This is a genomic window from Ancylobacter sp. WKF20, from assembly GCF_029760895.1.
Taxonomy (GTDB): domain Bacteria; phylum Pseudomonadota; class Alphaproteobacteria; order Rhizobiales; family Xanthobacteraceae; genus Ancylobacter.
Genome location: NZ_CP121679.1, coordinates 2,398,277 through 2,413,063 on the forward strand (window position 1 = coordinate 2,398,277; position 14,787 = coordinate 2,413,063).

The 14,787-nt window shown below is 64.7% G+C and carries 9 protein-coding genes; 3 read left to right on the plus strand and 6 right to left on the minus strand.

All coding sequences use genetic code 11. The features are described from left to right. Window positions 1–80: 80 nt before the first annotated feature. Window positions 81–2,414 (minus strand): rhamnan synthesis F family protein, encoded by a 2,334-nt coding sequence (locus AncyloWKF20_RS11165; protein WP_279314141.1) that lies wholly within the window; start codon window positions 2,412–2,414, stop codon window positions 81–83. Window positions 2,415–2,796: 382 nt separating this feature from the next. Continuing rightward, entirely contained in the window at window positions 2,797–3,732 is a 936-nt protein-coding gene (locus AncyloWKF20_RS11170) for an NAD-dependent epimerase/dehydratase family protein (protein WP_279314142.1), read from the minus strand. A gap of 780 nt (window positions 3,733–4,512) precedes the next feature. Here AncyloWKF20_RS11170 and AncyloWKF20_RS11175 point away from each other — a divergent pair. The 3 genes from AncyloWKF20_RS11175 to AncyloWKF20_RS11185 are packed head-to-tail and all read left to right on the plus strand — an operon-like array spanning window position 4,513 to window position 7,289. After that, window positions 4,513–5,406, plus strand: a complete 894-nt coding sequence (locus tag AncyloWKF20_RS11175; RefSeq protein WP_279314143.1) for an ABC transporter substrate-binding protein — start codon at window positions 4,513–4,515, stop codon at window positions 5,404–5,406. A 16-nt stretch (window positions 5,407–5,422) separates the two neighbouring features. Continuing rightward, window positions 5,423–6,517 carry an iron chelate uptake ABC transporter family permease subunit gene (locus AncyloWKF20_RS11180; protein WP_279314144.1) on the plus strand — a complete coding sequence of 365 codons (1,095 nt, stop codon included), beginning with the start codon at window positions 5,423–5,425 and terminating at the stop codon, window positions 6,515–6,517. 7 nt (window positions 6,518–6,524) lie between these two features. Further along, on the plus strand, window positions 6,525–7,289 hold the full coding sequence (locus AncyloWKF20_RS11185) for a heme ABC transporter ATP-binding protein (protein WP_279314145.1): 765 nt from the start codon (window positions 6,525–6,527) through the stop codon (window positions 7,287–7,289). Between the two features lie 50 nt (window positions 7,290–7,339). Here AncyloWKF20_RS11185 and AncyloWKF20_RS11190 read toward each other — a convergent pair whose 3' ends face one another. The 4 genes from AncyloWKF20_RS11190 to AncyloWKF20_RS11205 all read right to left on the minus strand — a co-directional run bounded on the left by AncyloWKF20_RS11190 (window position 7,340) and on the right by AncyloWKF20_RS11205 (window position 14,739). Then, window positions 7,340–7,921 carry a biliverdin-producing heme oxygenase gene (locus tag AncyloWKF20_RS11190; RefSeq protein WP_279314146.1) on the minus strand — a complete coding sequence of 194 codons (582 nt, stop codon included), beginning with the start codon at window positions 7,919–7,921 and terminating at the stop codon, window positions 7,340–7,342. A 41-nt stretch (window positions 7,922–7,962) separates the two neighbouring features. Beyond that, window positions 7,963–10,155, minus strand: a complete 2,193-nt coding sequence (locus tag AncyloWKF20_RS11195; RefSeq protein WP_279314147.1) for a TonB-dependent hemoglobin/transferrin/lactoferrin family receptor — start codon at window positions 10,153–10,155, stop codon at window positions 7,963–7,965. A 335-nt stretch (window positions 10,156–10,490) separates the two neighbouring features. Continuing rightward, window positions 10,491–13,565 carry an efflux RND transporter permease subunit gene (locus AncyloWKF20_RS11200; protein WP_279314148.1) on the minus strand — a complete coding sequence of 1,025 codons (3,075 nt, stop codon included), beginning with the start codon at window positions 13,563–13,565 and terminating at the stop codon, window positions 10,491–10,493. Window positions 13,566–13,575: 10 nt separating this feature from the next. Then, window positions 13,576–14,739 carry an efflux RND transporter periplasmic adaptor subunit gene (locus tag AncyloWKF20_RS11205; RefSeq protein WP_279314149.1) on the minus strand — a complete coding sequence of 388 codons (1,164 nt, stop codon included), beginning with the start codon at window positions 14,737–14,739 and terminating at the stop codon, window positions 13,576–13,578. Window positions 14,740–14,787: the final 48 nt, after the last annotated feature.

Genomic DNA, 14,787 nt, shown 5'->3' on the forward strand with positions numbered 1-14,787 from the left:
AGGAGCGGCTCTGAAATTTTCTACCTTTTAAAACAGCCAAACACTTACACTCGGCAAAAATGTAACCGCCCGCGACAGATTTACCACGTGGTATTTGCCACGCGCAGGCCCGCGACGCTGAGCCCGGTCTGGCGAGCGGCAAATGGGATCAGCCGCTCGAGCGCATGAAGAAGGGTGCCGTCGTCAGGCGCCGGTTCTTCGGGGTAGTCCTCAACGGTCAGATGAAGATCCAGCAGAGGCTTCAATGCCGCCGGGCGCGCCCAGAACATGGTGCCCAGGGGAAAATCGAACTGCATGGGCAAAGGCTGATCAATGCCCATGCGTCGCGCGAGCGTCTGGGCAAGCTCCAGATTCGCGTTCCAGCCCACCACATGCGGGTCTTCAGCCATCAGCAGGCCGAGCGATGCATCCTCGGCGAAGGCGGCGATCGCCGTGTCGACCATGGCGAAGCGCCCACCCACCAGATTCTCGAACAAAAAGTCGCGCCAGCGCTCGCCCATCTGGGCGTCGGTAGAGTGACTGCGCTTGCCATGCACGTGACCGATCACGTCATAGTCCCCGCTGGAAATGACGTCCGCGAGCCCCGTGAGCAGCGGGCCGATGTCGCGCCCGCGGTTCGGCATAAGCCGAACCTGCGACGGCCCTTGATAGGCGGCGAGCGCCGAACGCAATTGGTCGGCCTTCGCCTCCGTGTCGCAGGTCAGAATGAGGTGCGGCCGGCTCTGGTTCGCCGCCAGGCGCGCCAGCAGATCGTCAACCAGCTCAGGATAGTGGAAATGGCCGTGGAGAGCGGTTCTTAGCCCTGCAGCGCGGCCGGCGTCGCCACGGGCAGCTGGAAGGGGCGAATAGACGCGCCGCGACCACGCACCAGCGGGCCGCCCGTTCTCGATCCAGTGCGCCAGGGGATCGCGTCCATTGGCGAGACACGCGTCCTCGTGAGCAAGCGCATAAATCCCCGGATGGAAGCCCGCACAGGCACGCCGGTAGGGTCGGGGCCGATTGGCATGTGCGAGTTCCACGGTCGATCCACCCCACAGCCGCCAGCGGATCAACGCTGTCTGGGCCAGTTCGGCGCGGCTGGCTGTCTCTTCACCGGGCGCAAGGACGAAGGACGGATCGAGCGCATCCGCCGCCGCGATCAATTCCGCATCGCGTGTGTTACGGCGCGCCGCCGCGGCCCGCCCCAACGCGTCGAGACGCTCGATATAGGTCGGCATATCGAACGTTGCCTGGGCGAGGCGCTGCACCGACGTCTTCAGCTCGACCAGTTCGCTGCCTTCACTGGCCAGCCGACAAATGGCCACCGCCGCAGCGTGCGCATCGAGGTGGGGGATTACCAGCTGGCTGGTGGCGGGATCGGAAGCAAGGATTTCCGCCGTGCCGGCAGCGCCTTCGAAGCACAAGACCGGTACGCCAAAGGTCATCGCATCAATGGCGACGTTCGGCTGCGGGTCCAGGCGCGAACTGAGCAGAAACAGATCGGCCTGCGGGTAGAGAGCGTCGAGATCATCGACCGGAGGGCGCATGATGAGGCTGTCGCCGAGGTCGGATCGCTTGATCTGCTCATCGAGATAGATCGAGTAGCCGAGCTCCCGCTGCGGGTCGAACCCGTCGCCAATCCAGACGAACAGCAAAGGAAGGTCAGGCCGCAGGCGGCGCGCCGCGGCGGCGGTCGCGACGAAGAGTTCGACGCCCTTTCGCAGGTGAACCGAGCCCGCGCCGAGCACGACAAACGCTTCCTCGCGACCTTTCGGTCGCAGTGGCGCCGGCGGGCGCCGTTCCGCGGCGGCACTCCCTTTTGGGACGGGGATCTCCGACCGTCCTTGCGGAATGAGGTGCACGCCCGCGCGTCGTTCGAGCCCCTGATAGTAGGTGGCGGCCGATTCAATGGTCATCTGCGAGGAGAACACGACCTCATCCGCCCACCCGAACACGTCCTCAAGCTTGGAGAGCGGACGCGTATAGGCGGCGAACTCGTGGAAGAGTGCCACCACAGGGACGCCGGCGCGCGCGAAATGCGGCACGAGAGAGTGGGTCTCGACACTGTTCGCAATGACATAGAGCGGGCGGTAATTCGCCACGAGAGCGTGCGCGATGGCATCCGCACTTCGCGGCTTGCGCCGCAACCAGAGGAGAGCCGCCGTCGTGAAGGTGGCAGCACTGCGCAAGTCGGCCTCGATCTCGCCCCCGCCGAACGGCACACAAATGACCTGATAACGGCCGACGAGATCGCGGATGATGTTCCAGCCGAGGATCGGAGCGCCTGTTCGTGAGGCTTCGTGCAACAGCACGAGCACGACATCGCGCGGATCGCGCGGGTCGCGCTCACCGAGCAGGCGAGGAACCAGGTAGCGCGAAACGAAGCTTGATCGCCCGAGGCGAGAGGCCATCAGCTTGCGAAAGATGCCGCGCACTCGGCCCTTTCTGAAGAAGATGGGGTTCAATCCGCGAGCCGGCATCACATGAACCGCCCGTCACAGAGGCGGTCGACGTGGCACACCCCGGCACATACGCCTATGAAGAAGCTGTCGGACCGAAACATCAGCGAAGGCGCGTGCGGGGCCATCATCCATCAACTCGTAAGGCGCCAACTCCGAAGGAGATTGAGCGGCGCTTAAAGGGTGTCGGCCAGCGCATAGAGGCGCCGCACACAGATATCCCGGAATGATTTTAATGTGTTGAGCCGCGATTCGATAGGTAGCAACCGGTCAGGGATATCTAGCGATGCACTCGGCCTTACTCGGAAACCACCCGCACTGTGCGTCGCTACCTCGAATCTGCGTTCGGACCACACCATCAGCGCGGGTGCGAGAGAGGGGCGTTATTCTGTCGGATCCACCGCCAAAGCCGCTCCAGCCCTTCGCGGAACGACACATGCGGCTCCCAACCCAATTGCCTCTTCGCGGCCTGAATATCGAGAACGGACCGAGGCACATCAATTGAGCGACCCGGCTGGTAGTTCACGCGCAACTCGCGGCCGGTGACCTCACGAAGGCCCGCGATTACCTCGTTGATGGAAACACCGACACCGCTTCCGGCATTGAATGTCCCGCCCTGGCCCGCGACCACGGCAGCGGCGCAGAGCGCCGCCAGATCCTCGACATAGACGTAGTCGCGTACGACGCTTCCATCGCCCCACACCTGGATGGGCTCGCCGTTCAACACGCGGTTCATGAAGGTGGTCACCACGCCCTGAACGCCCGTGTGCCCCTGCCGCGGCCCATAGGGGTTGGAGGGACGGATGATCGTCGCCGCCATGCCATGGGCGCGCGCATACATCTCCACGTAGCTCTCTATGGCAACCTTGACGATTCCATAGGAGTTTACCGGCCTTAGCGGGTGCGTTTCCGGCGTCGGCACAACCTCCGGCACACCATAAACGGTGCCGCCCGATGAGGCGTAAACGATCTTTCGCACCGAAAGCTTGAGCATCGCCTCCAGAACGGCAATCGCCGGAAGCAGATTGTCGCGGACATCCGCCTGCGGATCGAGCGCAGCGGTGCCGGGAACGGTGGCACTGATCAGGTGAACGACGACATCAACGTCGACCAGCGACTCGTAGAGACGATTGGTGTCCCGAAAGTCCGCAAACACATAATCGACGCCCTCGAGAGGCGCTCGGAACTTCTCCGGCCCTCTATCCAGGACGCGAACGCTCAGGTTCGCCGCCAGCATCGCATCGACGACATGCGAGCCGATGAAACCGCAGCCACCGAGAACGAGAACTCTCAACCTATGCCCCCCTTGGAGCATGCCCCTTCGATGACGACGCCTTGCAACCTCGGGATGCCGCCGAAAAACCTCTCAGACCGACGCGAAACGAGGCCTTCCAGGCGCTCAAGCACTGAAAGCTGTCGCCCAAAGGCATCCGCCGGACGAACCAGCACGCAAAGTGTCAGCCCCGTCGCGGCACCAGCACCAAGGATAGCAGAGCGAGGCAATCCAGCATTGGGCCAACTAGACTTAGGTTTATCTACGGAAGGCACCCAAACCACGTAACGACCCTAACGCACCATCGACGATCTTTCACTTTAACATTGGACAAATCTACAGCCAGAGCAAGGCAAAAGGTTCGACACACCGGCGCACGCTCCCGCACGCGCCACACGCCGAACGGAAAAAATGCTCGACGAATCAATATTTTGGCTGACGATCCCGAGCCCACACATTGAGCAATAAATCATGGTGGAACGCGGGAATCCTGTATCGAAATCCCGGTTACTGGATACCCCACAGTTGAGCGCGATGAGGTCCTGGACCGCGTATGCCCGACACATGATTCGCGCGCAGGGGCGGGTTTGGCCGGCACGCAACCGCCAGATGCACCACGCCATCACTCTGATTATTATTCTAATAATTCCAATTATTTAGCTTCAACGAGATATCATTTCACCATCCATCTGCGAGGCCTTATCTGTGTCGCGACGACGGCCATGCTGAGGGGTCGCCTCAATGCTGGAGATACCCATGATGCGCTTGAGCCCGCACCTTACCTGGTCCCTGGCGCTTGGCATGGCTCTCCTGGTCCTGACAGCCTCGCGCGAACCCGTGCTGGCTCAATCCGCCCCCACGCCGCGCGACACCTCACGCATCGTCGCCATTGGCGGCGCTGTGACCGAGATTCTCTATGCGCTGGGAGCCGGCGATCGCATCGTGGCGATAGACACATCCAGCACCTATCCACCCGAGGCCCTGAAGACCAAGCCGAATGTCGGCTACATGCGCGCCTTGTCGCCGGAAGGCGTGCTGTCGGCGGGACCAAGCCTCATCATCGCACTTGAGGGCGCGGGGCCGCCGGACGCCGTGAAGGTTCTCAAAGGCGCCGCCGTGCCCTTCGAGACCGTCCCTGAGCCACGGGATGCCGGCAATGTCGTTGCCAATATCCGCCGGGTGGCTGACCTTGCCGGCGTGCCGGAACGGGGCGCCGCGCTGGCGCAGGCGGTTGAGCAGGATTTCGCCGCGCTCGCCGCCCTGCGGGCCCGCATCACGACCCCACGCAGCGCCGCCTTTGTCCTGTCGGCCTCGGGAACAGCACCGGTGGTCGGCGGCGCGCATACGAGTGCCGACGCGATTTTCGCGCTGGCGGGCGTCGAGAACGCCATGCGCGCGGTCAATGGTTACAAGCCCGCGGTTGACGAGGCGGTTCTCGGCGCCCAGCCCTATGCGATCATCCTGATGAAGGACAGCAACCACGCGGTGGGCGATGACGCGATCGCCGCCATGCCGGCCTTTGCCGGCTCGCCCGCAGCGGCGGCCCGGCGGCTCTATCGGATGGATGGCGGCTACCTGCTGGGATTTGGCCCACGCACGCCCCAGGCGGCCCGCGATCTCGCGGCCCTGATCTACCCGGAGCTGGAGCTGGCGACCCTCCCGAGCCATCCCTGGACCGCGCCCGCGGCGCCGTAGGACCGGGGACGCGCGGATGAGTGATGCACAGGTCTCGCCCCCTGCCTTAACCCGATCGGCGCGCTGGGTCGGCAGCGCCCGGCAGGGGCTGATGGTATGCGGGGCATTGCTGCTTCTGGCCTTTCTGGCCTCACTGGCGATCGGACCGGTCACCATCGCACCCCGCCGCGTCCTCGAGATTCTGCTCGGCGCGTTAGGCGGCACACAGCCGAGCGGCATCAGCCTGCGTGAGAGCGTTATCGTGCTGGACATCCGCCTCCCGCGCACCCTGCTGGGAATGCTGGTCGGCGGCGGCATTGCCGTGGCGGGCGCGCTGATGCAGGGCATCTTCCGCAATCCTCTCGCCGATCCCGCGCTCATTGGGATTTCCAATGGCGCCGCCTTTGGAGCCGTCATCTGGATCGTGCTCGGCGCTCACCTCGCGCCGCTGATGCCGCAACTGCTGACAGAAGCCGGCCTGCCCCTGATGGCCTTTCTCGGGGCGCTCGCGGCCACATTGGGGCTCTACGCCATCGCCACACATCAGGGCCGCACATCGATCCCCACCATGCTGTTCGCTGGTATCGCCATCGGGGCGCTCGCCGCCGCCGGCACCGGGTTCATGGTGTTCCTGGCATCAGACCAGCAATTGCGCGACTTCACCTTCTGGTCCTTTGGCAGCCTTGGTGGCGCGACCTGGCACAAGGTGGCGAGCATGCTGCCTTTCATGGCGCTCCTCGCCCTGGTCGCCGCGCGTCTTGGCCGGGCGCTCGACGCGCTCGCCCTCGGCGAAGCCGAGGCCTTCCATGTCGGGGTGAATGTTCAGTGGACGAAGGCTTTGGCCATCGCCGCGATCGCCGCCGGGACCGGGGCAGCCGTTGCGGTGGCAGGGGTGATTGGCTTCGTTGGGCTGGTGGTGCCTCACCTCATCCGCCTCGCCATGGGGCCGGGACACCGGATGCTGCTGCCGGCTGCAGGCCTACTGGGCGGCGCGCTGCTGCTCGGGGCGGATGTCGTGGCGCGCACGATCGCCAGCCCCGCCGAACTGCCGCTTGGCGTGGTCACGGCGGCGCTCGGCGCGCCCTTCTTCATCGGCCTTTTGCTGAAGCGCCGCGCGGCGCTGTTCGGATAGGGCACCTATGTACGAAGCCCGCGACATCCATTTTCGCGCCGGACGGCGTACCCTGCTCACCGGCGCCTCCGTGCGTGTGGTGCCCGGCCGCGTGACCGTGCTGATCGGCCCGAACGGGGCGGGAAAATCGACTCTGCTGAAGGTACTCGCGGGCGAGTATCGGCCACACGCTGGCGACGTATGGCTGGCGGGAACCGATATTCGCGAGCTTCGTCCCTCTGAGCTCGCCAGTCTCAGGGCCGTGGTGCCGCAGAGCGCCCAACTCGCCTTCCCCTTCACCGTGGCAGAAATCGTCGCCATCGGCTCCGACGGGGGCCGCCAGAGCGCCCCGCTGATCCGCAGGGTGCTCGATCAGGTGCAGCTCGGAGGATTCGAGGCCCGGCCTTATGACGAATTGTCGGGAGGCGAGCGCCAGCGCGTGCAAATCGCTCGGGCGCTGGCGCAGCTCGCGGGCGGCACCCGCCCCGGCTACCTGCTGCTGGACGAGCCGACCGCCAGCCTGGACCTTGCCCAGCAGCTGCTGGTCATCCGGCATTTGCGGAGGATGGCGGCCGAGGAGGGCGTCGGCGTGCTCGCCGTTCTGCACGACCTTAACCTCGCGGCCATGGCGGCCGATACGATCCTGGCGATGCGGGATGGCACGGTGCTGGCCGATGGCGCGCCGGGCAGCGTGCTCACGGACGCGACGATTCATGCCCTCTACGGGGTGCAGGCACGGGTCGGATGGACCCCGGCGGCACCGTTCCTGCTGCCGCAGTCGGTGGAGCACTGACGCTGCGGCCGGGCGAGGCACTCGTCCGGCCAGCCTGATAGGTGTTCAGCTCAGAGCATTTCCTGCCGGACGATTTCCAGCACATGATTGAATGCGCGGGTCGCCGCGGCTTCCGCCTCGCGCTCCTCGGCTTCGGTCAGTTCAACCGAATCCAGCCCGGCCGTGAAGCGGCGCCAATGCAGGCCGCGCCCCTCGACATGGCCCGCGAGATGGCGGGCACCAAATTCGCTGGAGAAACCGATCTTTGCCGCGTCCTTGGCCAGGAAGGCCGCCCCCATGTTCGAGCCCTCGACCACATAGAGCCAGCCCAGCGCCTCAGCCAAGGGACGCTCCGGACCAAAGTCGGCGGCCGGCGGTGTCAAACCGAGATCGGCGAAATCCTGCTCCAGCGCATCGAGGCGCGAGCGCTCCGCCAGATCCGGCAGCAGGGGCTGGAAGGCCGGCGCGGCGTAGAGCGGCTCGACATGACGATGCAGCCGGTACTGGAAACGCAGGAAGCGCTCGTAATTCACGCGGCTGGCAAAGGGCTGCGCACTCATGACGGTGGTGTCCACCACCTCATGCGCCGCCGTCGTCGCCGCCTTCAGCCGCTTGGCGCGAGTCTCCGGCTGGATATCCGTCACGATGGTCATTGTGTCCGCCTTCACTTCGTCTGTTCCCGACATCGCCGCACTCACTTGGTGATGAGCGCGGGCGAGGCCTGTGCCACCTCGCCGCCGCCAAAGCGGATGGTCAAGCCGGCCTTCACCGTCAGGCCCGCGCTGGGGAGGAAATTCTCGTACTGCGTATATTGTTCATCCAGCAGATTTTCCACCGAGACGCGCCACAGCGTGTTGGCGTTCGGCTGATAGCCCGCATAGAGGCTGACAAGATTGAAGCTGTCGGTAGGCTCATAGACCGAATTGTCCGGAAGGTCGTCGGCCGTCACCGCCGCCACCGCCGTCCAGCTGACCGCCAGCGTGAGCTTCTCATCCAGGAATCGGAAGCCGAGCGTGGTGGTGATCTGGTCGGGCGGGATGGTCGATAGCGGCTGCCCCGCATCGGGGCCCGCCGTGACTTCGCCCTCGGTGGTCTGGCCAGACAGCTTCAGGAACCACTGGCGCGCGTCATAGGTGCCCTCGAATTCGAAGCCGCGCAGGCGCGCCTCCTCGACGTTCTGGTACTGCGCCAGCGAATAGGAGTTGTAGGAGACGCAGCGCCCACGCACCGAGTAAATGCAGGCAGGGCTGCCATACGTCACCAGCTCGATGTAATTGTCGACATCGTTCTGGTAGTAGTTCGCCTTAACCCTCAGCGTGTCGCCGCCCTTGAACAGGTTATCCTGCTTGATGTTGACGCCGATTTCCTTGTTCTTTCCGACTTCAGCTTCGAGATCGGGATTGGCCACAAAGGTGAAGGGGGCAAGGCCGCCGGTGAAGAAGGCCGGGTGAGCGCCAGAGACCAGCGCCTCGGTAACGGTCGGCGCGCGATAGCCTTCCGCATAGGTGGCGTAAACGGTCAGCCATTCAACCGGCGTAATGCCCAGGGTGAACTTCGGCGACACGCGGCTGCCATCCGTGCCACCCGCGTCGGAACTGAGCGAGTAGGCGTCGTAGCGCAGCGCGGCGATGGCCTCGAGCCAGGTGGAGTAATTGGCCTTCCACTGCACGAAGGCGCCGCCCACACCGCGCTCGCCCGAGGGGTTGTAGCCGTCACCGAAGCCATAATCGTCGGTGTTGTTCACGTCGTCGTGGAAATAGTCCCCACCATAGGTGATGGCGTTCTCCACCGAGCCCCAGTCGAAGCGGCTGGTGTTGTTGGCGTCGAAGCCGACCGTGTTGATCACGAAGCTGCGGGGATCGCCGATCGCGCCCGTGATCGCGCTGGCGCTGCCGGCCACCTTGACCTGGTCCTGATCGACCTGGTTCCAATAGACCGCCGAACGCCAGTCAAAGAGGTTGTCGTCGGGGTTCTGGTAGTTCCAGCTCAGCGTGAGGGTGCGGTTGGCAACATCGGTGCCGTAGACGGTCGCTGTCGAGGTGGCGCTGCTGCTGGTGTCGTACTGGCTCTCATAATTGAGGAAGCTCAGCTTGACCTCGTGGAAGTCGGCCGGGCGGACCGTGACCTTGGCGAGGCCGGTCCAGGTCTCGTAGCCGGTGTCGGCCACGACATCGCCGTCGCCGTCCTTGTAATCATCCTGGTTGCGGTAGGTGCCGCCGAACAGCACATCGATGTTCTGGCCGACATGAGCCGCCGCCAGCAGCGAACCATAGCCCATCGGGCCGTTGGTACCGCCTTCGGCATCGGCTTCGACGCCCCAGCTATTGCCCGCCGCGATGATGTCGTCCGCATCCTTGGTGCGCATCGTCACCACGCCGCCAATCGCGCCGGAGCCGTAGATGTTCGACACCGGGCCGCGCACCACGTCGACATCCGAGATGAGGCCCGGCTCGACGAAGAAGGTGCCCGCGCCGTTGCCGTGGCCGAGCTGGGTGAAGTTCTGACGGGCCCCGTCAATGATCACCGCCACGCGACCGTAATCCTGCAGGCCGCGAATGTTGATCGCCGTCTGGGTCGAATTGCCGTTCTGGATGGCGGTGACGCCGGGCATGCCGAGGAAGAGATCCTGCGTCCGAACGGGCATGATCATCTCAAGATCGTCGGGTCGCACGACACTGACCGCGGCCAGCGTATCAATCCAGCTTTCCGGCGTGAGGGTGGCAACGACGGTGACGGGATCAAGCTCGACGAACTCGTCGGTGGCAACCACCTGCGTCGTCGAGGCCGCCTGCTGCGCCAGCGCGGGCGCCGCCACAGCGAGCGTCAGGAGGGAGACGCCCAGCGAGAGTGCACGACGGGTACGGGTGTGGTGGCGCGTGCGTGTCATTCGGTGTCCCCAAGCCGGCGCGCGTCGGAGTTCTCACCCCAAGCCGCCCCCAATATTTGAAGATTCGGGACTCGCGCCCCGATGAACTCGAATGACTGCTTAATTTGAGCAAAAACTTGAGTCAATTAATGTATTCGTTAGTTTAAATAGTTTCAAAGAAAGCCATATTTTAGATTAACTCTAAGAGAAGGCCCTCTTTTGAACGATTATATGAATTAGCGTTGCTGAAACGACCCGCACCCCTAACGGGACGGGTGGAAAAGAGCGCAAAGCACGCAGCGCGTGCAGGCAAAGGCCTGCACGCGGTACTTGGGCTCGGAAAGATGAGAACGGTTCTATTCGGCGGGGCTGTGGACGAGGCCGGGCGCGATCTCGGCATGGGCCACATGATGGATGCGGCCGATCAGCGAATAGACGGCGGGGACGACAAAAAGGGTTAGCACTGTCCCGAGCGTCATGCCGCCCACGATGACCCAGCCGATCTGCGAGCGGCTCTCGGCACCCGCCCCCGTCGCGAGCGCCAGCGGAACCGCGCCGAGCACCATGGCACCTGTGGTCATCAGGATCGGCCGCAGACGCAGCACCGCCGATTCAATCACCGCGCCGAGCCGGTCGTGACCGGCCTCCTGCTGCTGGTTGGCGAACTCGACGATCAGGATGCCGTGCTTGGTGATGAGGCCGACGAGGGTAACGAGGCCGATCTGCGAATAGACGTTGAGCGTCCCGCCCGTGAAATAAAGCGCTGCCAACGCTCCCGTCATCGACAGCGGCACCGTCAGCATGATGATGACCGGATCGCGGAAGCTCTCGAACTGCGCCGCCAGCACCAGATAGATGAAGCCGAGCGCCAGGATGAACACGACGAGCAGGCTCTGGCCCGTCGCCCGGAATTCACGGCTCTGGCCAGCCACATCCGTCTGCACGGTCTGGGGAAGGATCTCCCGAGCGGTCTGGTCGAGGAATGCCAGTGCCTCGCCTTGGGCGAAGCCCGGCGCGAGATTGGCCGAGATGGTCGCTGAACGCAGCTGATTGAAGCGCTTCAGCTCCTGGGGCGCTACCGTCTCGCGCACCGTTACAAGGTTGGAGAGCTGCACCATGTCACCGCTCGCCGACCGCAGATAGATCGTGTCCAGCGTCGCCGGGGAGGCACGGTCCTGCGCGTCGAGCTGGACATAGACGTCATACTGCTCGCCACTCACCTCGAAGCGCGTGACCTGCCGCCCGCCGAGCAGGCTCTCGAGCGTGCGACCAAGCGCCGAGACGTCGATGCCCAGATCGGCCGCCTTGGCGCGGTCCACGGTGATGGAAATCTCCGGCTTGTTGAGCTTGAGGTCGCTCTCGACGCTGGTCAGGCCGGGGTAATCGGCGACGCGCGCGAGGAAGCGCTCAACATACTGGTCGAGCTCCTCATAGGTACCGGAGGTCTGCAGCACGAACTCGATGGGGCGCGAATTATTGGAAGCGCCGAGCGAGGCGGGATTATTGGCGTAGGCATTCACGCCGGCGATGCGCCGCAGTTGCGGCGAGGTGGCGGCGACGATCTCCTGCTGCCGGCGGTCGCGCTCGTCCCAGTCCTTCAGCCGACCGATGACGAGGAACCGGTTCACCTCGGGCATACCGTTGATGATGAGCACGCTGTCGATCTCCGGAATCTTGTTCACGATTCCGTCGATCTGGTTGGTGTAGCGCGTGGTGTAGCCGAGAGTCGAACCTTCGGGCCCGCTGCCGGTAACACGGACGATGCCTCGATCCTCAACGGGGGAGAGTTCGGAGGGCAGGACATAAAGCAGCACGCCGCTCGAGGCGCCGACGAGCAGCGCCACGAGCAGCACCAGCGGACGTACCTTGAGCGTTGCGGTCAGCCAGCGGCGATAGCCGTTCTCGAGCCCACTGAGGCCGCGCTCGATGAAGGCGGAGACCCGGCCCGGCTTTGCCTCATGCCGAAGAAGCCGCGAGCACATCATCGGCGTCAGCGACAGCGCGACGAAGCCGGAGATGAGCACGGCTCCGGCGAGTGTCAGGGCAAATTCCAGGAACAGCCGTCCGGTACGCCCCGAGGCGAACGCCACCGGCGCGTAGACCGCGGCGAGCGTCAGCGTCATGGCGATCACCGCGAAGCCGATCTCGCGCGAGCCTTTGATCGCGGCAGGGATCGGCTTCATGCCGTGCTCGATGTGCCGGAAAATGTTCTCCAGCACCACGATGGCGTCATCGACCACCAGGCCGATGGCCAGCACCATGGCGAGCAGGGTCAGCGTGTTCACGCTGAAACCGAGCGCGTACATGATCGCAAACGTGGTCACCAGCGAGATCGGGATGGTGACGATGGGGATGAGCGAGGCACGCCAGGAGCGCAGGAACAGCACGATCACCAGCACGACCAGCACCACCGCCTCGAAGATGGTGTGGAACACCGACTTGATCGAGCGGTCGATGAAGACGGCATTGTCGTTGCCGACCGTCGCGCTCATGCCCTCGGGCAGGCTCTGGTTCACCGCCGGCAGCACGCCGCGCACGCCGGAGGAGACGTCGAGCGGGTTGGCCACCGCCTGCTTGATGATGCCGACGATGATCGCCTGGGCGCCCTGGAAGCGGCTGGAGCGCCGTTCATCGGCCGCGCCGAGTTCGACCCTCGCGACCTCGCCGAGGCGCACCTGCGCGCCATCGGCCCGCTTCACCACGATGTCGTTGAACTGATCGACCGTCGACAGCGCGGTGCGCGAGAGCACGTTGAACTCGCGATCCGTGCTTTCGATGCGCCCGGACGGGATTTCGACATTCTGCGCCCGCAGCGAGTCCTCGATGTCCTGCACCGTCAGCGCATAGGAGGCGAGGCGCTCGCGGTCGATCCACACCCGCATGGCGTAGCGCCGCTCGCCATAGATCTGCACGTCGGCGACGCCGGTGAGGTTCTTGAAGCGGTCGACGACATAGCGGTCGATGTAGTCGGTCAGCTCCAAACCGTTCATCCGGTCGGAACGGAACACGACGAAGACGACGGGCTGCGCGTCCGCCTCGACCTTGGAGATCACGGGCTCGTCGATCTCGTCCGGCAGACGCTGGCGCACGCGGCTGACACGATCGCGCACATCGCTGGCCGCAACGTCCGGGTTGATCTCCGGGCGGAAGCGCACGGTGATGCGGCTGGATTCCGAGCGGCTGGTGGATTCGAGAACGTCGATGCCCTCGATACCGGCGATCGAGCCTTCGAGAACCTGCGTGACCTGCGTCTCGACGATGCTCGCCGAGGCGCCGGTGTAGCTGGTGACGACGGAAACCACCGGTTCGTCGATGTTAGGGTATTCACGCACCGTCAGGCGGCTATAGGCGACGATGCCGACCAGCACCATGAGCAGGCTGAGCACGGTCGCGAAGACCGGGCGCCGGATGCAGATCTCGGGAAGCCCCATCCTCGCCTCCTCAGCTCTGCGGAGCCGGCGGGGCGCTCACGATATCGACAGCCGCATTGGGACGCAGCCGTCCCTGCCCGGCGGTGACGACGGTGGCGCCGGCCTGAAGGCCGCTCACAACCTCCACCTCACCGGCCTGGCGCTCGCCCAGAATCACCTTCTTCTGCAAGGCCTTACCGGCCTCAATCACCCACACAAGCCGCTCCTGCCCCCGCGGCACGACAGCGCTCTCCGGCACGAAGACGGCGCTACGGACATCACGCCCCTTCAGCACCACGCGCACAAACAGGCCGGGGCGAAGCGTCAGGTCAGGATTGGGCAGGCGGGCACGGACGCTGAGCGCACGCCCGTTCACGTCGATCAGCGGGTCGATGGCGTAGACGGTGCCGGTGAAGCTGCGTCCGGGCAGCGCATCCACCATCACGTCCACGGACTGGTCGGCCGCCACGCGCCCGAGCTGGGTTTCCGGCACTTTGAAATCGACCTTGAGGGTGTCGATCTTCTCCAGATTGACCAGCTCCGTACCGATGGCGATGTAGGCACCGGGGGACACTGAGCGCAGACCCACGGTTCCATCGAACGGGGCGGTAATCGTGTGCTTGGCGATCTGCACCCGCTGTGAATCGAGCAGCGCGTTGGCCGTGTTCAGCTCGGCCCGCGCTTCATCGAGCGCCCGCGCCGTGCCGGAACCACTCTGCTGAAGGCGCTGCGCCCGCTCGTAATTCGCCTTGGCGAGCTCCAGCCGCGCCTCGGTTTCCTCGCGGGAGGCGTTGACCAGCGCGGCGTCGAGCTGAATCAGCACGTCGCCCGCCTTGACGTGCTGACCTTCCCGGAAACGGATCTCCTGAATGCGGCCGGCGACCTCGGAGGCGACCTTGACCGATTCATCGGACTGCAGACTACCGATGGAACGTATGTCGGTAGTGACGTCAGCTTGCCGTGCGGTCGCGACCTCGACCGCGACGCGCGGGGCGGCGCCACGCGGCTCCTGCGCCGCCGCCTCTCCCTTGAACGCGGGCAGAGCAGCCAGCCATCCCTTCTGGTAGGCGAAAGCTCCGCCTCCCACTGTGAGGACAAGACAAAGCAGCAGGCCGGTCCCGCGTCGCATAAGCACCCCTTCGCTGGCCGTTGTCGCAGGCAGATATATTACGCTGCGACACAGCAGACGGCGCATGGCGTGCCAACTTAAATCTCCGTCATAAACGGGATCGGTCGGACACAA

Bases quoted from the DNA above. Each gene is read 5' to 3' on its own strand.
- AncyloWKF20_RS11205 (WP_279314149.1), bottom strand. From the start codon at position 14,739: ATGCGCCGTCTGCTGTGTCGCAGCGTAATATATCTGCCTGCGACAACG.
- AncyloWKF20_RS11175 (WP_279314143.1), top strand. From the start codon at position 4,513: ATGGCTCTCCTGGTCCTGACAGCCTCGCGCGAACCCGTGCTGGCTCAA.
- AncyloWKF20_RS11200 (WP_279314148.1), bottom strand. From the start codon at position 13,565: ATGGGGCTTCCCGAGATCTGCATCCGGCGCCCGGTCTTCGCGACCGTG.
- AncyloWKF20_RS11190 (WP_279314146.1), bottom strand. From the start codon at position 7,921: ATGACCATCGTGACGGATATCCAGCCGGAGACTCGCGCCAAGCGGCTG.
- AncyloWKF20_RS11185 (WP_279314145.1), top strand. From the start codon at position 6,525: ATGTACGAAGCCCGCGACATCCATTTTCGCGCCGGACGGCGTACCCTG.
- AncyloWKF20_RS11195 (WP_279314147.1), bottom strand. From the start codon at position 10,155: ATGACACGCACGCGCCACCACACCCGTACCCGTCGTGCACTCTCGCTG.
- AncyloWKF20_RS11180 (WP_279314144.1), top strand. From the start codon at position 5,423: ATGAGTGATGCACAGGTCTCGCCCCCTGCCTTAACCCGATCGGCGCGC.